This is a genomic window from Actinomycetospora sp. (assembly GCF_036497245.1).
Classification (GTDB): domain Bacteria; phylum Actinomycetota; class Actinomycetes; order Mycobacteriales; family Pseudonocardiaceae; genus Actinomycetospora.
The window spans coordinates 11,715-34,119 of sequence record NZ_DASXJS010000223.1; the positions used below are offsets into that span (position 1 = coordinate 11,715).

At 74.3% G+C, this 22,405-nt stretch carries 24 protein-coding genes; 20 read left to right on the forward strand and 4 right to left on the reverse strand.

Features of this window, described 5'->3' with window-relative positions; genetic code table 11:
* The first annotated feature begins 3 nt into the window (after positions 1-3).
* From nirB to VGI02_RS23455, 4 genes are read left to right on the forward strand one after another with little or no spacing between them, the layout of a single operon-like run.
* Positions 4-2,652, forward strand: coding sequence for a nitrite reductase large subunit NirB (nirB, locus tag VGI02_RS23440; protein ID WP_331631395.1), 2,649 nt, complete (start codon positions 4-6; stop codon positions 2,650-2,652).
* Entirely contained in the window at positions 2,649-3,080 is a 432-nt protein-coding gene (nirD, locus tag VGI02_RS23445) for a nitrite reductase small subunit NirD (protein WP_331631397.1), read from the forward strand. The genes nirB and nirD overlap by 4 nt, the downstream gene beginning before the upstream one ends.
* The gene (locus tag VGI02_RS23450) at positions 3,077-3,946 is read left to right on the forward strand and encodes a uroporphyrinogen-III synthase (protein WP_331631399.1); all 870 of its coding nucleotides are present in this window, start codon (positions 3,077-3,079) and stop codon (positions 3,944-3,946) included. The genes nirD and VGI02_RS23450 overlap by 4 nt, the downstream gene beginning before the upstream one ends.
* Complete coding sequence (locus VGI02_RS23455) at positions 3,943-4,620, forward strand: sirohydrochlorin chelatase (protein WP_331631401.1); 678 nt, start codon at positions 3,943-3,945, stop codon at positions 4,618-4,620. Before VGI02_RS23450 ends, VGI02_RS23455 begins: the two co-directional genes overlap by 4 nt.
* Positions 4,621-4,669: 49 nt before the next feature.
* On the opposite strand, the gene VGI02_RS23460 is transcribed toward VGI02_RS23455, so the two are convergent.
* Complete coding sequence (locus tag VGI02_RS23460; RefSeq protein WP_331631403.1) at positions 4,670-5,062, reverse strand: DUF5313 family protein; 393 nt, start codon at positions 5,060-5,062, stop codon at positions 4,670-4,672.
* Positions 5,063-5,186: 124 nt separating this feature from the next.
* Between VGI02_RS23460 and VGI02_RS23465 the strand changes: the two genes are divergently transcribed.
* The 8 genes from VGI02_RS23465 to VGI02_RS23500 all read left to right on the forward strand — a co-directional run bounded on the left by VGI02_RS23465 (position 5,187) and on the right by VGI02_RS23500 (position 9,793).
* On the forward strand, positions 5,187-5,651 hold the full coding sequence (locus tag VGI02_RS23465) for a MarR family winged helix-turn-helix transcriptional regulator (protein ID WP_331631405.1): 465 nt from the start codon (positions 5,187-5,189) through the stop codon (positions 5,649-5,651).
* 132 nt (positions 5,652-5,783) lie between these two features.
* Positions 5,784-6,173: a Rieske (2Fe-2S) protein gene (locus VGI02_RS23470; protein WP_331631407.1), complete on the forward strand. Its 390-nt coding sequence runs from the start codon at positions 5,784-5,786 to the stop codon at positions 6,171-6,173.
* Positions 6,160-6,495, forward strand: a complete 336-nt coding sequence (locus VGI02_RS23475) for a hypothetical protein (protein ID WP_331631409.1) — start codon at positions 6,160-6,162, stop codon at positions 6,493-6,495. The genes VGI02_RS23470 and VGI02_RS23475 overlap by 14 nt, the downstream gene beginning before the upstream one ends.
* Positions 6,492-7,706: an amidohydrolase family protein gene (locus tag VGI02_RS23480; protein ID WP_331631411.1), complete on the forward strand. Its 1,215-nt coding sequence runs from the start codon at positions 6,492-6,494 to the stop codon at positions 7,704-7,706. Before VGI02_RS23475 ends, VGI02_RS23480 begins: the two co-directional genes overlap by 4 nt.
* 132 nt (positions 7,707-7,838) lie before the next feature.
* The gene (gene nthB, locus VGI02_RS23485) at positions 7,839-8,507 is read left to right on the forward strand and encodes a nitrile hydratase subunit beta (protein WP_331631413.1); all 669 of its coding nucleotides are present in this window, start codon (positions 7,839-7,841) and stop codon (positions 8,505-8,507) included.
* Positions 8,504-9,076 (forward strand): nitrile hydratase subunit alpha, encoded by a 573-nt coding sequence (nthA, locus tag VGI02_RS23490; RefSeq protein WP_331631415.1) that lies wholly within the window; start codon positions 8,504-8,506, stop codon positions 9,074-9,076. The genes nthB and nthA overlap by 4 nt, the downstream gene beginning before the upstream one ends.
* Positions 9,073-9,384, forward strand: coding sequence for a nitrile hydratase accessory protein (locus tag VGI02_RS23495; RefSeq protein ID WP_331631417.1), 312 nt, complete (start codon positions 9,073-9,075; stop codon positions 9,382-9,384). Before nthA ends, VGI02_RS23495 begins: the two co-directional genes overlap by 4 nt.
* A 28-nt stretch (positions 9,385-9,412) precedes the next feature.
* Positions 9,413-9,793, forward strand: coding sequence for a cupin domain-containing protein (locus VGI02_RS23500; RefSeq protein ID WP_331631419.1), 381 nt, complete (start codon positions 9,413-9,415; stop codon positions 9,791-9,793).
* 3 nt (positions 9,794-9,796) lie between these two features.
* Here the strand turns inward: VGI02_RS23500 and hrpB are convergent, their stop codons facing one another.
* Positions 9,797-12,325, reverse strand: a complete 2,529-nt coding sequence (hrpB, locus tag VGI02_RS23505) for an ATP-dependent helicase HrpB (RefSeq protein ID WP_414638355.1) — start codon at positions 12,323-12,325, stop codon at positions 9,797-9,799.
* A gap of 64 nt (positions 12,326-12,389) precedes the next feature.
* The gene (locus tag VGI02_RS23510) at positions 12,390-13,751 is read right to left on the reverse strand and encodes an MSMEG_0569 family flavin-dependent oxidoreductase (RefSeq protein ID WP_331631423.1); all 1,362 of its coding nucleotides are present in this window, start codon (positions 13,749-13,751) and stop codon (positions 12,390-12,392) included.
* A gap of 436 nt (positions 13,752-14,187) precedes the next feature.
* Between VGI02_RS23510 and VGI02_RS23515 the strand changes: the two genes are divergently transcribed.
* The 7 genes from VGI02_RS23515 (at position 14,188) to VGI02_RS23545 (ending at position 21,291) form a co-directional block, all read left to right on the forward strand.
* The gene (locus tag VGI02_RS23515) at positions 14,188-14,706 is read left to right on the forward strand and encodes an MSMEG_0572/Sll0783 family nitrogen starvation response protein (RefSeq protein WP_331631425.1); all 519 of its coding nucleotides are present in this window, start codon (positions 14,188-14,190) and stop codon (positions 14,704-14,706) included.
* A 105-nt stretch (positions 14,707-14,811) separates the two neighbouring features.
* On the forward strand, positions 14,812-15,942 hold the full coding sequence (locus VGI02_RS23520) for an MSMEG_0568 family radical SAM protein (RefSeq protein ID WP_331631427.1): 1,131 nt from the start codon (positions 14,812-14,814) through the stop codon (positions 15,940-15,942).
* A gap of 76 nt (positions 15,943-16,018) precedes the next feature.
* Positions 16,019-17,506, forward strand: a complete 1,488-nt coding sequence (locus VGI02_RS23525) for an MSMEG_0567/sll0787 family protein (protein ID WP_331631430.1) — start codon at positions 16,019-16,021, stop codon at positions 17,504-17,506.
* Complete coding sequence (locus VGI02_RS23530; RefSeq protein WP_414638359.1) at positions 17,503-18,354, forward strand: carbon-nitrogen hydrolase family protein; 852 nt, start codon at positions 17,503-17,505, stop codon at positions 18,352-18,354. The genes VGI02_RS23525 and VGI02_RS23530 overlap by 4 nt, the downstream gene beginning before the upstream one ends.
* An 18-nt stretch (positions 18,355-18,372) precedes the next feature.
* Entirely contained in the window at positions 18,373-19,224 is an 852-nt protein-coding gene (locus VGI02_RS23535; RefSeq protein ID WP_331631433.1) for a carbon-nitrogen hydrolase family protein, read from the forward strand.
* A gap of 8 nt (positions 19,225-19,232) precedes the next feature.
* Complete coding sequence (locus tag VGI02_RS23540) at positions 19,233-20,366, forward strand: MSMEG_0565 family glycosyltransferase (protein WP_331631435.1); 1,134 nt, start codon at positions 19,233-19,235, stop codon at positions 20,364-20,366.
* Positions 20,367-20,553: 187 nt separating this feature from the next.
* Complete coding sequence (locus tag VGI02_RS23545; RefSeq protein WP_331631437.1) at positions 20,554-21,291, forward strand: mycothiol-dependent nitroreductase Rv2466c family protein; 738 nt, start codon at positions 20,554-20,556, stop codon at positions 21,289-21,291.
* A gap of 97 nt (positions 21,292-21,388) precedes the next feature.
* On the opposite strand, the gene VGI02_RS23550 is transcribed toward VGI02_RS23545, so the two are convergent.
* On the reverse strand, positions 21,389-21,691 hold the full coding sequence (locus VGI02_RS23550) for an antibiotic biosynthesis monooxygenase family protein (RefSeq protein ID WP_331631439.1): 303 nt from the start codon (positions 21,689-21,691) through the stop codon (positions 21,389-21,391).
* Between the two features lie 87 nt (positions 21,692-21,778).
* Between VGI02_RS23550 and VGI02_RS23555 the strand changes: the two genes are divergently transcribed.
* Positions 21,779-22,402, forward strand: coding sequence for a TetR/AcrR family transcriptional regulator (locus VGI02_RS23555; RefSeq protein ID WP_331631441.1), 624 nt, complete (start codon positions 21,779-21,781; stop codon positions 22,400-22,402).
* Positions 22,403-22,405: the final 3 nt, after the last annotated feature.

Consider the following 22,405-nt stretch of genomic DNA (forward strand, 5'->3'; position numbering starts at 1 on the left):
CTGGTGGAACCCCGAACCGTGGTCGTCGTCGGTCACGGCATGGTCGGTCATCGCTTCGTGGAGAGCCTGCGTCGGCGTGACGCCGAGGGCGCCTGGCGCGTCGTGGTGCTGGCGGAGGAATCACGCCCGGCCTACGACCGGGTCGCCCTGTCCTCCTACGTCGGCGACGCGTCGGCCGAGGACCTGGCGCTCGCGGACGACGGATTCCACACCGATACGCTGGTCGAGTTGCACCTCGACGACCCCGCGGTCGGTGTCGACGTGGACCGTCGTGTGGTCACGACGCGAGCGGGCCGGTCGGTCGAGTACGACGAGCTGGTGCTGGCGACCGGCAGTGTGCCGTTCGTGCCGCCGGTGCCGGGCCGGGAGCTCGACGGGGTGTTCGTCTACCGCACGCTCGACGACCTCGACGGGCTGCGGACAGCGGCGGAACGGGCCACCGCGGGTGCCGGCGCGGGCCGCCGTTCGGGCGTGGTCGTCGGGGGTGGGCTGCTCGGGCTGGAGGCCGCGAACGCGCTGCGCCGGCTGGGCCTGTCGCCGCACGTGGTGGAGATGGCGCCGCGGCTGATGCCGGTGCAGGTCGACGAGGGCGGTGGGGCGCTGCTGTACCGGCTGGTCTCGGAGCTGGGGCTGCGCGTGCACACCGGGGTGTCGACGTCGGAGATCGCCCGGGACCACCGCGGCGGGCTCACGGTCACCCTGTCCGACGGTTCCGAGCTGGACGCGTCGGTGGTGGTGTTCTCCGCCGGTATCCGCCCGGCCGACTCGCTGGCCCACGAGATCGGCCTGGACGTCGCCGAACGCGGCGGGGTGCTGGTCGACGAGCGCTGCCGGACCTCCGCCGAGCACGTGTCGGCCATCGGCGAGGTCGCCGCGGTCGGGCACACCGCGAAGGGGGCCCGGACCTACGGGCTGGTCGCCCCGGGCTATGCGATGGCCGAGGTGGTCGCCGAACGGCTCCTCGACCCGGCCGCCGAGGCCCGGTTCACCGACGCCGACATGTCGACCAAGCTCAAACTGCTCGGGGTCGACGTGGCGAGCTTCGGCGACGCCCACGCCACCACGCCGGGGGCGTTGGAGGTCCGCCTCGACGACCCGGTCGCGGGGACCTACTCCAAGCTCGTCGTCTCCGACGACGCGCAGACGCTCCTGGGTGGCGTCCTGGTCGGGGACGCGAGCAACTACGAGACGCTGCGCGGGTTCCTCGGCGAGCGACTGCCCGGGGATCCGATGTCGCTGATCGCCCCCGCGGGCGACGGCGCCGTCGGGGTGGGGATCGACGCGCTGCCCGACGGCGCCCAGATCTGCTCGTGCAACGCGGTCACCAAGGGCACCCTCGTGCAGGCGATCACCTCCGGTGAGGCCGCGACGGTGCCCCAGTTGAAGGCCTGCACCCGGGCCGGGACGACCTGCGGGTCGTGCGTGCCGACGCTGGGCAAGGTGCTCGCGTCGTGCGGGGTGGAAGTGTCGAAGGCGCTGTGTGAGCACTTCGCGGCGTCCCGCGCCGAGCTCTACGAGATCGTCATGGTCACCGGGCTGTCGACGTTCTCCGAGATCGTGGCGCAGTACGGCACGGGGCGCGGCTGCGATGTCTGCAAGCCCGCGGTGGCCTCGATGCTGGCCACGCTGGCCGGGGGTCATGTCCTCGAGGGCGAGTCCGCGGCGCTGCAGGACACCAACGACCACTTCCTGGCGAACATGCAGCGCAACGGCACCTACTCGGTGGTGCCGCGGCTGCCCGGCGGGGAGGTCACCCCGGACGGGCTGATCGTGATCGGCGAGGTCGCCCGCGACTTCGGGCTCTACACCAAGATCACTGGGGGACAGCGCATCGACATGTTCGGCGCCCGCGTCGAGCAGCTCCCGAGGATCTGGCGCCGTCTGGTCGACGCCGGGTTCGAGTCCGGCCACGCCTACGGCAAGGCGCTGCGCACCGTGAAGTCGTGCGTGGGTACCGACTGGTGCCGTTACGGGGTGCAGGACTCCGTCGGGCTCGCGGTCGCCCTCGAGCTGCGCTACCGCGGGCTGCGCAGCCCGCACAAGCTCAAGTCCGGGGTCTCGGGCTGCGCCCGCGAGTGCGCCGAGGCCCGCTCGAAGGACTTCGGCATCATCGCCACCGAGCACGGCTGGAACCTCTACCTCGGCGGCAACGGCGGCTTCACCCCGCGCCACGCCGAGCTGATCGCCCAGGACCTCGACACCGCGAGCCTGGTCCGCACGATCGACCGGTTCCTCATGTTCTACATCCGCACCGCCGACCGGCTCCAGCGCACCGCGCCCTGGATGGAGTCCCTCGACGGCGGCATCGACCACCTCCGGGAGGTGATCATCGACGACTCGCTGGGCCTCTGCGCCTCCCTCGACGACCAGATGGCCCGCCACGTCGCCGGCTACGCCGACGAGTGGGCCGCCGTCCTCGACGACCCCGACAAGCTCGCCCGGTTCACCTCGTTCGTCAACGCCCCCGACACCCCCGACCCCACCATCGAGTTCGTCGACCACCTCGGCCGCCAGGTCCCCGCCGGCATGAAAACCGGCCAACCCACCGACCTCGCCGCCCTCGGCCTCGGCGGGACGGCTCGGGGCGGGTCCGGCGAGGAGGGCGTGACCATCACCGACGGAGCCCGCATCCCGATCGGAGCACCCGCATGACCGCGCAGGCCGACATCCGCACCCACCCCGACGGCTCGACCGACGGCGCGGAGGCGAAGGACCCGCGCCCGGAACCGGCGGCGCCCGTCGTGCCGACCGGCCCGGACGGATGGACGGCCGTCTGCCCGTGGACGACGCTGCAGGCGGAGCGAGGAGTGGCCGCGCTGGTCGCCGGCGAGCCGGTCGCGCTCTTCCGCACCCACGACGACCGGCTCTTCGCCCTGCACAACGTCGACCCCTTCTCCGGGGCCTCGGTGCTCTCCCGCGGCATCGTCGGCGACCTCGCGGGCACCACCGTCGTCGCCTCACCGCTGCACAAGCAGCACTTCGCGCTGGAGACCGGCGTCGCCGTGGAGGACGAGTCGGTCGTCGTCGCGACCTATCCTGTCCGGGTGGTGAACGGGACGGTCGAGGTCGGGAGCGCATGACGGACAGGGCCGCGGGACCGCTGGACGGTGTCCGGGTGGGCGTGACCGCCGACCGGCGTGCCGACGACCAGATCGACCTGCTGCACCGGCGCGGCGCCACCACGCTGCACGGCGCGACGATGCGGATCGTGCCGCTCGCCGACGACACCGAGCTGGCCGGGACGACGCGGACGCTGCTCGACTCGCCGCCCGCCGTCGTCGTCGCCACCACCGGCCAGGGCTTCCGCGGCTGGCTCGAGGTGGCCGACGAATGGGGGCTCGGCGACCGGCTGCGGAGCGCACTCGGTGACGCGGCCGTCCTCGCCCGGGGTCCGAAGGCACGCGGGGCGATCCGCGGGGCCGGGTTGCGGGAGGCGTGGTCGGCCGACGCCACCGAGTCGTCCCCGGAGGTGCTCGACCACCTGCTCGCGGGCGGGGCCGGGCCGCTGGCAGGGACCCGGGTCGCCGTCCAGCTGCACGGCGACCCGATGACGTCGTTCCTCACGGCGTTGCGCGAGGCGGGCGCCGACGTCGTCGAGGTGCACGTCTACCGCTGGGAACCACCGCCCGACCTGCCCGCGGTCGACGCCCTGATCACCGCGGTCCTGGAGCGCGCCCTGGACGCCGTGACCTTCACCAGCGCGCCCGCGGTCGAGGGCCTGCTGCACCGCGCCGACACCCTCGGCTGCACCGACGACCTGCTCGCGTCGCTGCGCGGGGGACCCGACGGTTCCGGCGTGCTGGCCTGCGTGGTGGGTCCGGTGACCGCGGCGCCGCTCGACCGCCGCGACGCGCCCTCGATCGCGCCCGACCGCTTCCGGCTCGGCGCCATGGTGCGGCGGCTCGAGGAGCACGTGGCCGGCGCAGCGGGTACACCGGCCCGGTGAAGCCGCCCGCACTCGTCGTCCTCGCCCACGGCACCGGCGACGCCGCCGGACGTGGCACGTGGGGTCGGATGCTCGTGCGGCTGCGCGCCGCGCTGCCCGACGCCGAGGTCCGGCTCGCGTACGCCGGGGTCGCCCGCCCGCAGCTCGCCGACGTCCTCCCCGAGCTCGACGGGCCGGTGGTCGTGGTGCCGGCGTTCCTCGCGGCGGGGTTCCACGTGCGGGTCGACGTGCCGGGCCAGCTGGCGGAGATCGGGCGGGAGGACGTGACGCTCGCCGACCCGTTCGGGCCCGACCCGGCGCTGGTCGACGTCGCGCTGACCCGGCTGGCGGAGGCGGGCGGAGCGGGAGGTCGGGCGGTGGTGCTGGCCGCGGCGGGCTCGACGGACCCGGTGGCGCAGGCGGACCTGCGTACCGCCGCCGGGCTCTTCGCCGACCGGCTGGGCACGGCGGTGCCCGTCGGCTACATCGCCGGCGGCGAGCCGCGGGTGGCGGACGTGGTCGCCGCGCAGGACCGGCCGGTCGCGCTGCTGACGTGGCTGGTCGCGCCCGGGGCGTTCCACCGCTGGCTCGCGGACGCGGGGGCCGCGGTGGTCGCGGAGCCGCTGGGCGACCACGACGGCGTCGTCGGCGTGGTGCTCGAGCGGTATCGCGCGAGGTGCGCTGCGCGCTCGTGAGCACTTTCGGGGGTCATAGCACCGGAAAGTGCTCACGAGCCGAAGGCACCTACCGCCACCGCTCCGCGTACCGGGCCGCCGCGGCCTCGTCCTTGTCGCGCGTGCGCTCGGCCCGCGCCTCGACCCCGGTGCCCTGCGGGTAGCCGGCCTTGACCAGCCGGTGCTCGGCCGTCTCGTGCACGTAGGCCACCGCGAAGATCATCCCCATGATCGCGCCGCCGAGGGCGCTCATCGCGCGCAGCCACAGCGGACCCGGCACGAAGATCACGATCGCCGCGACGAACGGCGCGATCTGCACGACCACCCGCGCGATGTGGCGCACCCACCACGTCTGGCAGGTGGTGTCGTGGAGTACCCACGGCGCGAAGCGCGCGGGCAGCCCGCCGCCGTAGGCGTACCAGAGCCACCACAGCGGACCGGGTCGCGATCGCGGAGCCGGCATCGTCGCCCTCTCTCCCAGCGGTGGCGCGTCGCTGACATCTGGCGTCAGGACGGCGCCACGCTGACATGCTCGTCCAGAAACTTTGTACCCCAACAGTATGCCCACCAAGGATAGAATCCGACCCATGGACGAGACGAGCGCCGCACCTGACGTCGTCGGTCCCCTCGCGCTGGAGAACCAGGTCTGCTTCGGGCTGGCGGTGGCTGCCCGCTCCGTGATCGCGCTCTACCGCCCGCTGCTCGAGCCGATGGGGCTGACCCACCCGCAGTACCTGGTGATGCTCGCGCTGTGGGGCCGATCGCCGCTGTCGGTCACCGAGCTGTCCGGGATGCTCGCCTTGGACCCCGGCACGCTGTCGCCGCTGCTCAAGCGCCTCGAGGGCCAGGGGTACGTGCAGCGGCGCCGGGTGCCCGGCAACGAGCGCACCCTCGCCGTCACGGTCACCGCCGCGGGCCGGGCCCTGCGCGACGACGCCGAGCGCATCCCGCCGGCGATCGTCGAGCGTCTCGGGATGCCGGTCGAGGAGCTGATGCGCCTGCACGCCGACCTCACCGCCGTGATCGCCGCGGCGCACGCGGAGCCGGGCTGACGGCCATGATCGCCACGGGTGTGACGGACCGTTCGGTCCCCGCCCATTTTCCTCACACGGAAGACGATCATGAGGGACCTCCGCGGGGTCGGACCTTCCCAGCGGGCGGACCGGGCGCGCACGCTGTCCGGCATGACCACCACGGAACGTCTCGTCGACGTCGGGGCGTCCGACGACGTGCCCGAGCGGGGCAGGCTCGTCGTCGAGATCGGCGGTCCGGCGGGCCCCGTGACCGTCGGGGTGTTCCGCTTCGCCGGCCGACTGCACGCCTGGGAGAACCGCTGCGCGCACCAGGGCGGGCCCGCGTGCCAGGGGCGGATCGTCAGCCGGGTCCGCGAGCGTCTCGACGACGAGCGCCGCAGCCTCGGCCTGCGCTTCGACGAGGACACCATGCACGTCGTCTGCCCCTGGCACGGCTTCGAGTACGACGTGACGACGGGGCGCCACCCGGGGCGCCCGGACCTCGCGCTGCGGGCGTTCCCGGTCAGCGAGGACGGGGGCCGGATCCGTGTCACCCTCTGAGCGCTCCGACCACCTCGACCGCGCGCGCCGCATCGACGACCTGGTCGCGGCCCTCGGGGCCGAGGTGGACGCGGGCCTCGACGACGGGGCGATCGCCGCCCTCGACCCGGGCACCGCCCGCCGGCTGGTCAGCACCGCCGCCCGCTGCTGGGTCGCCGCCGCCGAAGAGGGCGCCGAGCCGCCCGACGGGCGCGACACCACGCCGACCGACGCGGTCGCCCTGGCCACCGCGGCCCTGCGCAGCCACGACCTCAACCCGTTCGACCTGGCCCTGTGGTTCTCGCGGAGCGCGACCGAACCGCTCGGAGGGAGCACCCCATGAGCACCGACCCCAGCGTGCGGCGCCTGGACACCCAGGAGATCACCACCGCCACCGACACCCGCGAGATCCTCGCCAACGCGCGCCGCGACACCGAGCGCTACGGGCTGGACGACTACCTGATCGTCGACGTCGACTCCCACCACGTGGAGCTCGACTCCTGGCCGGAGATCCTCGGCTACCTCGACAGCCCGGTCATGCGCGACACCGCGAGCCAGATGATGCGCAACTGGCCGCAGGCCTCGCACCTGGCGCTGCACAACCACCCGCCCGGCCTGACGATGCAGGACGTCTCGGGCCGCATCCCGCACCAGGCGTCGCTGGGCGAACCGACCCCGGACACGGCGTCGGGCGCGGACCGCGACGTCACGCTCGTCCGGCGGGCGATGGACGCGATGAGCATCGACCTGCAGGTGGTGTTCCCGCAGCCGATGCTGGAGACCGGGCTGCACCCGCAGCCCGAGGTCGCGACGGCGCTCCTGGCGGCCTACAACCGCTGGTTCACCGCCGAGATCCTCCCGCGCGAGCCGCGCATCCGGACCATGCTCGGGCTGCCGTTCGAGAACCCCGAGGCGTGCCTGGCGACCATCGAGGAGTTCGGGGACACCCCCGGCGTCATCGGCTTCCTCGTCACGAGCCAGCGCCACGCCGGCGTGCACCGCAACGCCTACATGCCGGTCTACCGCGAGCTGGAGCGCCGCGGACTGCCGATCGGGTTCCACGCCGGCCCGAACCAGGCCGACACCATGACCTCGACGATGAACCGGTTCCTCTCGGCCCACGCCATGAGCTTCGTGACCTGCAACATGACCCACATGACCAACTGGGTCATCAACGGGATCCCGGAGCGTTTCCCGGGCCTGAAGACGATCTGGATCGAGAGCGGGCTGGCGTGGGTGCCGTTCATGATGCAGCGCCTCGACCACGAGTACGTCATGCGCCAGTCCGACGCGCCCCTGCTGACGAAGCCGCCGTCGCACTACATGCGCGAGATGTACTACACGAGCCAGCCCATGGAGTGGACCGACGACAAGCTGCTCGCCGCCACCCTCGAGGCCATCGACGCGGAGAACACGCTGATGTACTCCTCGGACTGGCCGCACTGGGACTTCGACGTCCCGGGCCGGATCGCCGCGCTGCCGTTCGTCAGCGAGCACGGAAAGCGCAACATCCTCGGCGAGACCGCGCGCAAGGTGTTCGAGCTCGGCGTGTAGGTGGCCTGCGGCCCGGTGAGCACTTTCCGGGGCTATAGCACCGGAAAGTGCTCACGAGCCGGAGGCACCTCGTCACGCCGCTGAGGTCAGGACGCAACGCCCCGGACATCGTCCGGTGGTGAGGTGTCGACCATGGACTCGATCGCCGACATGGGCGGCGTGCTCGGGTACGGGCCCGCGTCGCGGCCGGTGGCGGGCGAGCCGCCGTTCGCCGAGCCGTGGGAGGGGCGCGCCTTCGCGATGACCGTGCTGACGATGGGGCGCATCTCCGGGCGGAACCTCGACGCGTTCCGGCACGCCCTGGAACGGCTCGGCCCGCTGGACTACCTCGCCGACGGCTACTACGGCCGCTGGCTCAACTCCGCGGAGCTGATGCTGGTCGAGAGTGCCGTGCTCGCCCCGGGTGCGGTGGACGCGCGGGTCCGGGTGCGGGCCGGTGAGGACGTCGAGGAGCCTGCGTTCCCGGAGCCTCGCCGCCCCGACTACCAACCGACCGCCCCCGGTTCGCTGCGGACGATCGACGACGCGCCGCGCCTCGGCGTCGGGGACGTCGTCGTCACGGCCGACCTGCACCCGCGGGGGCCGTCGAAGCTGCCCGGCTACCTGCGGCGCCGCCGGGGGACGGTGACCGCGATCCGCCCGGCCCACGTCCTGCCCGACACCCACGGGATCTTCGCGGGCGAGAATCCCCAGCACGTCTACACGGTCGGGTTCGACTCGGCCGAGCTCTGGGGTCCCGACGCCGAGCCCTTCCGGCTGCACGCCGACCTGTTCGAGAGCTACCTGGAGGCGCACCGGTGACGGATCGGTTCTCGCCCGCCGACCGGACGGCGGCGCTGGAGTCGCTGCTCGTCGAGCGCGAGCTGGTGGACCCGGCCGTCATGGACGGGTTCATCGCCCGCTACGAGCGCGACGTCGGCCCGATGAACGGCGCCCGGGTCGTGGCGCGGGCGTGGACGGACCCGTCGTACCTGGCGTGGTTGCGCGACGACGCGACTGCGGCGATCGCCGACCTCGGCTTCACCGGCCCCCAGGGCGAGCACATGGTGGCGCTTGAGCAGACCGACGACCTCCACCACGTCGTCGTCTGCACGCTGTGCTCCTGCTATCCGTGGCCGGTCCTCGGGCTGCCGCCGAGCTGGTACAAGGACCCGGCCTACCGCTCGCGGGTGGTGCGCGAGCCCCGGGCCGTGCTGGCCGAGATGGGGTGCTCCCTGCCCGCCGACGTGCGGATCGAGGTGTGGGACTCGTCGGCGGAGGTGCGCTACCTCGTCGTCCCGCAACGACCGGCGGGCACCGAGGCACTGGGTGTGGACGAGCTGGCGGAGCTGGTCACGCGGGACGCGATGGTAGGGGTGGCGCGGCTGTGAGTGCCACGCTGGACGTCGACGGCCCCGCGGCACCGCCGCGCTCGAACGGCGAGCTGGTGTTCGCCGCGCCGTGGGAGAGCCGGGCGTTCGGGCTCGTCCTGACGCTCGTGGACGCCGGGCGGTTCGGCTACGACGAGTTCCGCACGCGGCTCGTCACCCGGATCGCCGACGACGAGGCCCGTCCGTACTTCGAGTCGTGGCTCGCGGCGCTCGAGGACATGCTGGACGGCACCGTCGACGCGGCGTCGGTGGCGGCACGCGTCGAGGCGCTGCGCGAGGCCGACGAGCACGGGGACGATCACCACTGACCGAGGGCCCCGGCGAGGTGGAGGATCGATGAGCGGGTTCGTCCGAGCGGCCGGGGCGGGGGAGCGCTTCGCCTTCGGCGGCGCGGTCTTCACGATGAAGGCCTCCGGCGACGACACCGAGGGCCGCGTCGGTGTCATGGAGCAGGAGGCACCCGCGGGGCTGGTCGTCCCGCCCCACACCCACGACGGCGAGGACGAGATGTTCCACGTGCTCGCCGGTCGCGTCGAGGGGTACTGCGGCGACGAGCCGTTCGCCGCGGGACCGGGGGACCTGATCTTCCTGCCGCGCGACGTCGAGCATGCGCTGACGGTGATCGGCGACGGCCCGGCGCGACTGCTCACGATCATCGGCCCCGCGCGGTTCGACCGGCTGGTGGCCGAGCGGGGAACCCCGCTGGGCCCGGCCTGATCCTCAGCGGCGCGGGTCCTCCGGCCAGGCGTGCTTGGGGTAGCGGCCCCGCAGGTCGGCGCGCACCTGCGGATAGCCGGTGTCCCAGAACGACGCCAGGTCGGCGGTCACCGCCGCCGGGCGTCCCGCGGGCGAGAGCAGGTGCACGACGACGGGGACCCCGGCCAGCACGGGTGCGACCTCCCAGCCGAACGCCTGCTGGACCTTGAGCGCCACCACCGGCGCCGTCGGGTCGGTGTAGTCGACGCGGACACTGCGCCCGGCCGGGGTCGTGATGCTCGTCGGGGCCAGCTCGTCGAGGCGGTGCGCCTCCGACCACGGCAGCAGGTGGCGCAGCGCGGGCGCGACCCTGAGCCGGGCGAGGTCGGCCCGGCGGCGGACGCGGGAGAGGTCGAGCCACTCGTCGAGCCGGGCGAGCAGGGCCTCGTCGCCGACGTCGGGCCACGGGTCGCCGACCGCCTCGTGCAGGAAGGCCAGCCGGGCCCGTAGCGACGTGGCGGCGTCGTCCCAGCGCAGCAGATCGAGGCCCTCGACGGCGAGCCCGTCGCGGACCGCGGCCGCGACCGCCGTCGGGTCGGGTCTCGCCAGGGGACGGCGGGCCAGCACCACCGCACCGAGGCGCTCGCGACGTTCGGCCACCACGTCGCCGTCCTCCCAGGCGACCACCTCGTCGTCGTGCCACCAGCCCGCCGCGGCCTCGCGCGCGAGGTCCTCGTCGACCGGCACGGCCAGCCGGACCCGCGCCACCCGGTCGCCCGGGCCGCGCACGGCGTCCGCGACGGCGAGCCACGGCGTGCCGCGCAGGGCCGACGACGCGGAGAGCTCGACCCCGGTGCCACCCGTCGTGAGGTACTCGCGCGCGGCTTCTCCGGGACCTGCGGAGCCGCGGGCCCGGGCCAGCCGGTCCGGGTAGGCGAGGGCGACGACGGCTCCGCCCCGGGAGCGGACGTCGTCGTCGGAACGACGGAGTCCGCTCACCTGGCGCAGCCTCCGCACCTCCGCCCGCCACCGCGGATCGTTCGACGCCCGGGCGGCGCGCCACCGCTCGTCGAGGTCGTCGGAATTACCCGGTACCTCGGCGGAGAGCAGCGCCACCACCTCGACCGCGGTCCGCGCGCCGACCGCGGCGGCCCCGTCGAGCAGCGCCCGCCCGAGCCGCGGGTGCACCCCGACCCCGGCCACCGCCCGCCCGCGGCCGGTGATCTGGTCGGTACCCACAGCGCCCGGCCCGGTCAGGTCCAGCCCGCGCAGCACCGCGCGGGCGGCGGCGAAGGCCGCCTCGGGCGGCGGGTCGAGCAGTGCGAGGCCCGCGCCGTCCGGCGTGCCCCACCGCGCCAGCGCCAGCGCGAAGGCGGTCAGGTCGGCGTGCGCGACTTCGGGGGCGTCGTCGCGGTCGCGGTGCGCGTGCTCCGCCTCGGACCAGCAGCGATAGGCGACCCCGGGTCCTTCCCGGCCCGCGCGCCCGGCCCGCTGCGTCGCCGAGGACCGGGACGCGAGCACGGTGACCAGCGCGTCGAGGCCGCGGGCGTGGTCCGTCCACGGCCGGCGGGAGAGCCCGGCGTCGACGACGACGCGCACGCCCGGCACGGTCAGGCTGGTCTCGGCGATGGCGGTGGACAGCACGACCCGGCGCCTCGCTCCGCTCGCCCCGGTGACATCCCCCGTCGCTCCGCTCGCCCCGGCCACTTCCCCCGTCGCTCCGCTCGCCCCGGCCAGCACCGCGTCCTGCCGCGCGCCGTCCTGACCACCGTGCAGGGTGAGCACGTCGACGTCCGTGCCTGCCCCGTCCCGGATCCGGCCGAGACGACGCGCCACCTCGTCGATCTCGCGGCGACCGGGCAGGAACACGAGCACGTCGCCCACCGCCTCGGTCAGCGCGCGGCGCACCACGGCGGCGACGTGGTCGAGCAGCGCCGGCTCCACCCGCATCCCCCGGGGCGGCGGGACGGGGCGCGGCGGTGGGGACCACACGGTGTCGACGGGGTGCATCGGGTCGGGCGCGGTGACGACGGGGCCCTCCAGTGCGGCGGACAGCTCGTCCGCGGCGGCCGTGGCCGACGTCGCGAGCAGGCGCAGCTCGGGACGCAGGGAGGCCCGGACATCGACCGCGAAGGCGAGCGCCAGATCGGTGTCGAGGTGGCGCTCGTGGCACTCGTCGAGGACGACGGCGTCGACCCCGGCGAGCTCCGGATCGTGCTGCAACCGGGCCACCAGCAGGCCGGTCGTGACCACCTCTACCCGGGTGCGCGGGCCGGTGTGCCGCTCGCCGCGCACGGCGTAGCCCACCCGCTGCCCGACCGGCTCGCCGACCAGCGACGCCATCCGGGCGGCGGCGGCGCGGACGGCGACGCGCCTCGGCTCGGCGACCAGGACCCGTCCCCCGACCGCCCCCGCCAGCGCCAGCGGCACGAGGGTCGTCTTCCCGGTGCCCGGCGGCGCCACGAGCACCGCCGCGCCCCGCTCGGACAGCGCCGCCAGGACGGCAGGCAGCGCCGGGCGCACGGGCAGGTCGAGTCCGACCTCGTCGATCACCTGGGAAGGCATACGCCATGTGAGCGGATTTCGTCGTCCCGGCGACGAAATCCGCTCACCTGCGTCAGCTGCCGAGAGCCAGCACGTTGCAGACGTCGCCGCGGCCGCCGAAGGAGGTCAGCCCGCGCTGCGAGCGGATGCGCTCGGCGAGGTAGCGGGCGTCGTCGCCGACTCCGGAGAAGCGGCCCGAGCCCCAGGTCCACTGCCAGGGGAGACCGAGGAAGTACAGGCCCGGCGCCGTGGTGACCCCGCGCTGGTGGCCCGGTGCCCCGCGCCCGGAGAACACCGGCACGTCGACCCAGGAGAAGTTCTGGCGGAAGCCGATGCACCACACCACGGAGGTGATGTTCGTGTCCGCGAGCCGCAGCTGGGTCGGGTCCTGGGCCGAGGTCCACGCCGGTGTGTAGCGGTCCTCGGTCGGGGCGTCGATCTGCTGGGCGGCGATGTGCTTGTCGATCGTGTCCTTGATCGACTCCGAGACCTCGTCGGCGTGGTCGAGGCGCTCGGTGAGGTCGGGGTTGAAGTGGAGCGCGCCGTCACGGTGGTCGGTCATCAGGCCGTAGAGGCGCATCCCGTCACGGGCGTGGGCCCGCAGGTCGATGTCGCGCCCGCCGTCGCGCCCGGTGACGTAGTGGTTCGCCTGGGCGCGCACCGCCTCGCGGCGAGGGTGCTCGGTGACGGGCATCTTGTAGTAGCCCAGGTCGTCGAGCCAGTCGGTGACGTCACGGCCGCGGTAGAAGCGCGCCACGCGGGGGGCGTCGCCGACGACGAGGTGGACCTGCCTGCCCTCGAGGTGCAGGTCCTCGGCGATCTGTGCGCCGGACTGCCCGGAGCCGACGACGAGCACGTCACCGGGCGGGAGCCCGGAGCCGTCCTTGTAGTCCTGCGACTGGACCTGGGTGATCGACGACGGCAGCGGCTGCGACATCGGCGGGGTGATCGGGGTGTGGTAGCCGCCGGTGGCGATGACGACCTGGTCGGCGGTGCACGTCCCGGCCGTCGTCTCGAGCACATAGGTGCCGTGGTCGTCGCGGGTCAGCCGGTTCACCCCGACGCCCTCACGCAGGGGCGGGTCGACGAACGCCCGGTAGGCCTCCAGGTACTCGAGGATCTGCGATCGCACCATGAAGCCGTGAGGGTCGGTGCCGCCGAAGCCGCGCCCGTGCTCGTCGACGCCGTAGGGGAAGTCCGGGAGCTTGCACTGCCAGTTCGGCGTGACCAGGCAGAACGTCTCCCACCGGTAGGTCTTCCACGAGTGCGCCACCTCGTCGCGCTCGAGCACGAGGTGATCGACCCCCGATTGCTGCAGGCAGCGGCTCATGGACAGGCCTGCCTGCCCGCCGCCCACGACGATCACGGGCCGGTGTGCCCCGTCCAGGTCGCCGTTCCCGGTGGCACGCAGGGGCGTCACGGATGCCGTGGTCATGGCCGGTCGTTCCTCTCAGGCGGAGTCGAACTGACGTCGTGCGGTGGTGGTCGTGCGGTGGGCACAGAGTTGGACCGGCTCATGTCGGAATGGTTGCCGTCGGAAAACCGCGGTGTTGCCGAATGTTTCGCAACACCGTCGTCACAAACCGCCGGACCGGTGACGTTCTCGTAGTCACGAGGAAACGGTCGGGAAACACCGCATTGGTGTGCTCTTGCACCACGAGGCCGGGCCGGCGATGCCCCGGCCGTCGAGCCGCGAGCACCGCGGACGTCAGGGGGACATCGTGCCCGGTTTCTGGCAGAAGGTGCGGCAGAAAGTCACCGGCGGGGCCGGGGGCGAGTCCGGCTCCCCGTCCGTCCCTGATGCCGCTCCCGCGCCGTCCGAGAAAGCACCACCGACTCCGAACGTCACCGCAGAACCGAAGGAGAACGGAATGACCACGGTCGAACTGTCCGACGTCGAGCAGAAGAGCCTCGAGGAGATTCCCCACCCCTCCCTGCCGGAGGGCTCCAGCATCTACGGCGGCACCAAGGTCTTCCCCGACCTCCAGGCCGAGAACGGCGAGACCTACTTCACCCTCGTGCACGGCATCGCGCACGAGTCGTCGGTCAGCTTCGTCGCCGTCCTGCAGGCCACGCGCGCGCTGCGCAAGGGATTCGAGACCGCGATCTACTTCTACGGCCCGGGCTCGCTGAACTGCCTGGCCACCCGCGGCTTCCCCACCACGGGCAACTCCGCGTTCCCCGGTGAGCACAACATCAACGACCAGCTCAAGACGTTCATGAGCGAGGGCGGCAAGGCCTACTGCTGCCGCTTCGGGCTCTCGCTGCACGGTGCCCGCGAGGAGGACCTCATCGAGGGCGTCATCCCCACGCACCCGCTGGACGTGCAGGACGCGCTCATCTACTACGCGCGCAAGGGCGCGATCATCAACTCGACCTACCAGCTGTAGGTGCCTCCGGCTCGTGAGCACTTTCCGGGCCTATAGCCCCGGAAAGTGCTCACGAGGCCGCAGGCCACCTACCGACGCCCCCCGACGCCCTGGAGGTCTCCCGCCATGTCCGCGCCCGCCGAGCACCGCACCGGGCTCGACGTCCGTTCCGAAGTGGCCGTCCGCGGCGTCGCGATCGACCCCTCTCCCACCACCGTCGACCTCGGGTCGACGATCCCGCTGCGCCGCCCCGGCGGCGCGGGCCCGTCCGACGACGGGCACGTGCTCGTCGACGGGCTGAAGACCACCCTCCCGATCAACCCGGACAGCCCGTACCGCCTGCGCGGCGGCAGGCTCGTCCGGACCGGGCCCGACGGCGGGGTCACCGACCTCGGCGTGGACGTCGACACCGTCGCCCGCCCGGCCTTCTACGACCTCACGACCGCCGACGGCGTGGGCTACGAGCAGATCGCCCGCCTGCACGGCGACGACGTGCTCGCGACGACCGTCGTGCAGACCTGCGTGCGCTACGACGAGGCCGACCGCTGCCGCTTCTGTGCCATCGAGCAGTCGCTGCGCAGCGGCGCGACCACCGCGGTCAAGACCCCCGCGCAGCTCGCCGAGGTGGCCGAGGCCGCCGTCCGGCTCGACGGCGTCCGCCAGATGGTCATGACGACGGGCACCTCGAACGGCCGCGACCGCGGGGCCCGCCACCTCGCCCGCTGCACCGCCGCGATCCGCGAGGCCGTCCCCGGCCTGCCGATCCAGGTGCAGTGCGAGCCGCCCGCCCCCGACGACCTGGCCGCCCTGACCGCGCTGCGGGACGCGGGCGCGGACGCCATCGGCATCCACGTCGAGTCCCTCGACGACGCCGTGCGCCGCCGCTGGATGCCGGGCAAGGCCTCGGTGCCGCTGTCCCAGTACTGGGCGGCGTGGCGCGAGAGCGTGCGCCTCTTCGGCCGCAACGCCGTCTCCACCTACCTCATCGTCGGGCTCGGTGAGGACCCGGACGACCTGGTCGCCGGGGCCGCGTCGCTGATCGACGCCGGGGTCTACCCCTTCGTCGTGCCCTACCGCCCGATCCCCGGCACGCTCGCGTTCGCCGACGGCGACCCGGCGCCCGACCCCGGACTGCTCGCCGACGTCACGGCGCGCGTCGCGGCCGACCTGCGGGCGGCGGGGATGCGCGGGAGCGACCAGGCCGCCGGTTGCGCCGCCTGCGGCGCGTGCAGCGCCCTGTCCGCGGCGGGGGGCTGAGATGACCCTCGTCGACGGCCCATCCCCGATGCGGTCCACACGCGGCAGGGACCGGGGCGAGCTCCCCCCGCTCGTCGTGCCCCAGCCCGCGCACCTGCGCACCACCCTGCACGCCGCGGAGGAGATCCTCGGCGGCCTGGGCCGCCGCCCCGCGCCCCGCGAGATCACCATCGGCGAGGCGCGCGCGAGCGACGCGGGCCACCCCGACGTCGTCGCCCACCGCGCCCTGCGCCGTGCCGTGTTCGTCGACGAGCAGGGCCTGTTCGGTGGCCGCGGGGAGGACCTCGACGACACCGACGCCGACCCCCGCGCGCTCGTCCTGCTCGCCCGCGACGCCGACGGCACACCGCTCGGCGGGGTGCGCCTCGGCCCGGCCCGGCCCGGCGAGCCCGACGTCGGGTGGTGGACCGGCAGCCGCCTCGCGGTCAGCGTCGGCGGCAGGCGCCGGGCCGGGGTGCGCGTGGGAGCGGCCCTGATCCGGGCCGCCGTCGCCCGGGCGGAGGCGTCCGGCGTGCTGCGCTTCGAGGCCGACGTGCAGGGGACGAACGCGCCGCTGTTCACCCGGCTCGGCTGGCAGACGGTGCGGCCGGTGACGGTGCCCGGCGCGCCGGACGTCCCGCACCTGCGCATGCGCCACCCGATGGACCGCATCCAGCGCCTCGTCGACGCCACCAAGTCCCCCCTCGGGGAGCTCCTGGCCGACGTGGTCGCGATGCCCCCGGGGTTCGTCGGCGACGACGGCGCCCCGGTGCCGGGCTCCGACGTGGTCGCCGCCTGCGACGCGATCCTGCCCGCGATGGTCGAGCGCGACCCGGAGTGGGCCGGCTGGTGCGGGGTGCTCGTCAACGTCAACGACCTCGCGGCCATGGGCGCGCGGCCGGTGGGGCTGCTCGACGCCGTCGGCGCCCGCGACGCGTCGTCCGCCGCGAGGGTGCTGCGCGGGCTGCGCGCCGCCGCCGACGCCTACGGGGTGCCGGTCCTCGGCGGGCACACCACCGTCGACGTGCCCGCCTCGCTCGCCGTGACCGCGCTCGGCACCACACCGGCCCCGGTCCCCGCCGGCGGCGGCCGCCCCGGCCACCGGGTCCGGCTGACCGCCGACCTCGACGGGGCCTGGCGTCCCGGCTACAGCGGCGTGCAGTGGGACACCACCTCGCGCCGCCGGGGCGAGGACCTGCGCGCGATGGTGAACGCCATCGGGCCGGATGCCGCGTACCGCCCGGCCGCCGCCAAGGACGTCTCCATGGCGGGCCTCGTCGGGACGCTCGGGATGCTCGCGGAGGCGAGCGGGACCGGCGCCGTCCTCGACGTGGCGTCCGTGCCCCGGCCGGCCGGGGTCGGCGTCGGGGACTGGTTCACCTGCTTCCCGGGCTTCGCCCTGCTCACCACCGACGACCCCGACAGTCCGCTGCCCGCGGCCGGACCCGCGACCGGCGCCGGGTGCGGCGCGCTCACGGACAGCCCCGGAGTGGCTCTCCGCTGGCCCGACGGGGAGACGACGGCCGCCGTCGTCGGACCCGTCACCGGGCTCGGCCCCGCCACCGGACCTGAGAGGACCCTCTGATGACGCTCACCTTCGCCGCTGCGGCCGAGGGCTTCGTCCGCGATCTGGACGAGGACTTCCGACGCATCGAGAAGCTGGTCGGCCAGGCCCGGGAGGCCGGCGCCGACCTGCTCGCGCTGCCCGAGGCCGCGCTCGGCGGCTACCTTTCGTCCCTCGACGGCGACCACGACGACGAACCGCCCCAGCTCGACGGCGACGGGCCCGAGATCGCCCGGCTGGTCGACCTCGCCGACGACATGGTCATCACCGCCGGCTACTGCGAGCGCGGCGACGACGCGTCGCAGGGCCGGCCCTACAACAGCTGTGTGGCGGTCACCGGGACCGGTGTGCTCGGCAGGCACCGCAAGGTGCACCAGCCCCTCAACGAGAACAACTCCTACGCGGCGGGCGACCGGTTCGCGTCCTTCGACTCACCGGTCGGGCGGATGGGCATGATGATCTGCTACGACAAGGCGTTCCCGGAGGCCGCGCGGGCGCTCGCCGTCGACGGGGCCCGGGTCGTGGTCTGCATGTCGGCCTGGCCCGCCTCGCGGACCAACCAGGCCCCGGTGCTCGCCGACGACCGCTGGACCCGGCGCTTCGACCTGTTCGACCGCGCCCGCGCGCTGGAGAACCAGATCGTCTGGGTGTCGGCCAACCAGGCGGGCGAGTACGGCAGCATGCGTCTCGTGGCCAGCGCGAAGATCGTGGACCCGGGTGGTGAGGTCCTCTCGACCACGGGGACCGACGCGGGCCTCGCGGTCGCCTCGATCGACGTGGACGACGCCGTCGACTCCGCGCGCCGGTTCATGGGCCACCTGCGGGACATGCGCCGGGGCAGCTACGCACCGCTGCCTGCCTCCGCCTGAGCGCGGCGGGCTGCAGCCATGACCCCGTCGCTCCGCTCGCCCCTGCGCATCGCTGCCGCGGCGGCCCACTTCACCCGCGACCTGGACTTCGACCTCGAGCGCATCGGCGTGATCATCGCCCACGCGCGCGAGGCCGGGGTCGGGCTGCTGGCCCTGCCCGACGGCGCCCTCGGCGGCTACGTCACCGACCTGCGGCCCAGCGACACCGAGCCCGTCGACCTGCCGCCCGCGCTCGAGCCGAACGGGGACGAGGTCCGGTCGGTCATCGACCTGGCCGGCGAGATGGTGGTGTGCCTCGGCTACTGCGAGCAGGGGCCCGACGGCGAGCGCTACAACGCCGCGGTCGCGCTCTGCGGGGACGGGATCCTGGGCCGGCACCGCAAGGTCCACCACCCCGCGGGCATGGCGAAGTTGTTCACGCCGGGGTGCGGGTTCTCCGCGTTCGACACGCCGTTGGGCCGCATGGGCATGCTCATCGACCACGACAAGACGTTCCCGGAGTCGGCCCGCTCGCTCGCCCTGGACGGTGCGACGATGATCGCGTGCCTCTCGGCGTGGCCGACGTCGCTGACCAACCGGGCACCGCGGATGGCCCAGGACCGCCAGGCCCGGCTGTTCGACCTCTACGACCAGTCGCGCGCCGCGGAGAACCAGGTGCTCCTGCTCTCGGCGAACCAGAGCGGGCGATCCGGGGCGCTGCACTTCCTCGGGCGGGCGAAGGTCGTCGGCCCCGGGGGTGAGATCCTCGCGCGCACCTGGTCCAAGGGAGGGCTCGCCATGACCGAGGTCGACCCGTCCGAGATGGTGGACGCCGCCCGCGCCGTCCTGCACCACCTCGACGAACGCCGTCCGTCGGCGTACGGCTGCTGAGGGCCCGGGTGCGCATCCGGCTCTCGACGTACTCGACGAAGCCGCGGGGCGGTGTCGTCCACACCCTCGCGCTCGGGGAGGCGCTGGCCCGGGCGGGGCACGACGTCGAGGTGTGGGCGCTTGCCCGCGGGGGCGACACCGGGTTCTTCCGGGACGTGGCGGTCCGGACGCACCTGGTCCCGGTCCCCGAGATCGAGGGCGAGTCGGTCGGTGACCGCATCATGCGCTCGATCGACCTGTTGGCCGCCGCGCTCGCCGACGCCGGGCCGGTGGACGTCCGGCACGCCCAGGACTGCCTGACCGCGAACGCCGAGGGCGCGGCGTCCGGCTACGCCGACCTGGTCCGCACGGTGCACCACCTCGACGAGTTCACGACGCCGTCGCTCGTCGCGTGCCACGAGCGGGCCCTGGTCGAGCCCGCCGCGCTGCTGTGCGTGTCCGACGCCGTGGCCGCCGAGGTGCTCGCGGGCTGGGGGCGCGCCGCACCCGTCGTCGGGAACGGGGTGGACGCGGCGCGCTTCGCGGCGGCGGCCGCGGCCGGCGCAGGCAGGCCCTGGCGCGAGCGGTTCGGGTCCTACGTGCTCGCCGTCGGGGGGATCGAGCCGCGCAAGGGCACCCGGGACCTGGTGGCGGCGATGGCCGCGCTGGCCGACCGCGGGGTCGAGGCACCCCTGGTCGTGGCCGGCGGGGACACCCTGTTCGACTACCGGCCCTACCGCGAGGATGTCTTCGCGCTGGCGTCGTCGCTGGGGGTCGAGCCGGTGGTGCTGGGACCGGTGCCCGAGGACGACCTCCCCGGCCTCGTCGCGGGTGCGGCGGCGTTCGCGTTCCCCTCGACGAAGGAGGGCTTCGGGCTCGCGGCCATGGAGGCCCTCGCCGCGGGCGTCCCGGTCGTCGCGCGGGACCTGCCGGTGCTGCGCGAGGTGTTCGCCGGGGCGGTGCGGTTCGCGGGTGAGCCGGGCGTGGGGCAGGGGGCGGGCTTCGCCGACGCGTACGCCGGTGAGCTGGCATCCGTGCTCGCCGGCGGGGAACCGGGCGACCCGGCGCGCGCCGCCGTCGGGCGGGCGCTGGCGGCGTCCCACTCGTGGGACACCGTTGCCGCCGCCCACCTCGCCGCGTACGGGCGGGTCGGGGTCGCCTGAGGGGTCGGCCCTGCCTCGTCGGGGACCGGCCCGCCTTGTCGCGGGCTCCCGGGCCTGCCGGCCCGCCTTGTCGCAGTGATTCACAACGACAAGGCGGCCACCGGACCGCAACTCGCCGCGACAGGGCGGCCCGGGGCCGGCGCCGGGAGGGGTGCCCCGGCTTCGCCCGGGGCCTAGCGTGGGCGGCGTGCCCGACTCCGCGAACGACGACGTCCGCTTCTGGTTCGACCCGGTCTGCCCCTACTGCTGGCTGACCAGCACCTGGGTCCGCACCGTCGCACGCCGCCGGGGCTTCGCGGTCGAGTGGCGGTTCATCGCGCTGCGGCTGCTCAACGCGCACGTCGACTACGACGCCTGGTTCCCGCCCGAGTACGAGGCCGGGCACACGGCGGGCCTGCGCCTGCTGCGGGTGTGCGCCGCCGTGCGGGAGCAGGAGGGCCCGGACGCCCTCGCGCGGTTCTACGAGGCGCTCGGGGCAGCGGTCTTCGAGCGCGAGGAGGTCCCCGAGCACAGCGGCGCCCGGGAACGGCGGGGAACGCACGCGTTCGTGCTCCCGGTGCTCCAGAGCGTCGGACTGCCCGCTGAGCTCGCGGAGTCGTTGGACGACGCCCGCCACGACCCCACCATCCAGGCCGAGACCGACGAAGCCCTCGCGCTGACCGGCAAGGACGTCGGGACCCCGATCCTCCAGATCGGGCCGCCGGACGGGCTCGCCTTCTTCGGACCGGTGATCAGCCGCAAGCCCTCCGACGAGGAGGCGGTGGAGCTCTGGGACCACGTCGTCGGGCTGGCCCGCTTCCCGGGGTTCGCCGAGCTCAAGCGCAGCCTGCGCGAGCGGCCGCAGCTGGCGGCGTACGGGGTGGGGCAGGGCGAGGTCGGGCTCATCGAGGACTGGCACGGCGGGAGCAGGCGCCAGCACAAGTGATCCGGCCCGGCCCGACGTCACCCGAGTTCAGCCATGGTCCATTGCTTTCACCTGACGACAGGGATCCGCCATTCTCGATCTCGGCGCCGGGGCTCGCTCACGCCGTGCCGGTGTGGACCTCCTCGTAGACGGCGGGCGTCGAGACGATCTCCGCCCAGTCCGGCCCCGAGACCATCGCCCGGAACTCGTCGTCGTGTGCGGTGGCGAGGGCCGCGGACGACGACCACCGCGCCACGTTGACGAACCGGAACCGCGCCTCCGGGGCGAGCGAGCGGTAGAGCTGGTGCTCCTCGTACCCGGGGCGGGTGCGCATCACGGCGTTCACGCCCCGCCAGCGGGCGAAGAAGTCGTCCTCGCGGCCGGCCGGGATCTCGAAGCAGTTGACGAAGGTGACGGACATCGGAGCCTCCTAGAAAGTGCACTGCTGTGCATTGAGTGCGCAGCGGTATAGTGAGCGCGTCCTGAGTCGGCTGTCAAGGAGGTCGTCGTGAGCATCGGTCCCGCCACGACCGGGCGTGAGGCGCAACGACGTCGCACCCGGCGCGCGATCCTCGAGGCGACCGCCGGGCTGCTCGCCGACGGCGCCTCACCCGCGACGCCCTCGGTGGCCGAGATCGCCGACGCCGCCGAGGTCTCCCGGCGGACCGTCTACCTGCACTTCCCCAGCCTCGACCAGCTCCTGCTCGACGCGATCGTCGGCGGCCTCTCGACCCCCGTCGACGAGGCGCTCGCCGAAGCCCCCGACGACGACGTCCACGCCCGGCTCGCCGCCCTCGTCGAGGGCGTCGCCTCGACGATGGGGTCCTCGCTCGGCCTCGGGCGGCGGCTCGTCGCCCTGACCGTCGCGCAGCCGGACCGCGACGACGGGGCGCCCCGTCGCGGCTACCGGCGCGTCGCGTGGATCGAGAGCGCGCTCGCACCGGTCCGCGACCGGCTCGGGCCCGCCGCCTTCGCCGACCTCGTCTCCGACCTCGCCGTCGTCGTCGGGTGGGAGGCGTTCATCGTGCTCACCGACGTCCGCGGACTGGGTCCCGACGAGGCGGGCGCGGCCTGCGCCCGCGCGGCCCGCCGGACGCTCGACGCCGCGCTCGCGGAGGCGGAGGTGCGGTGACCG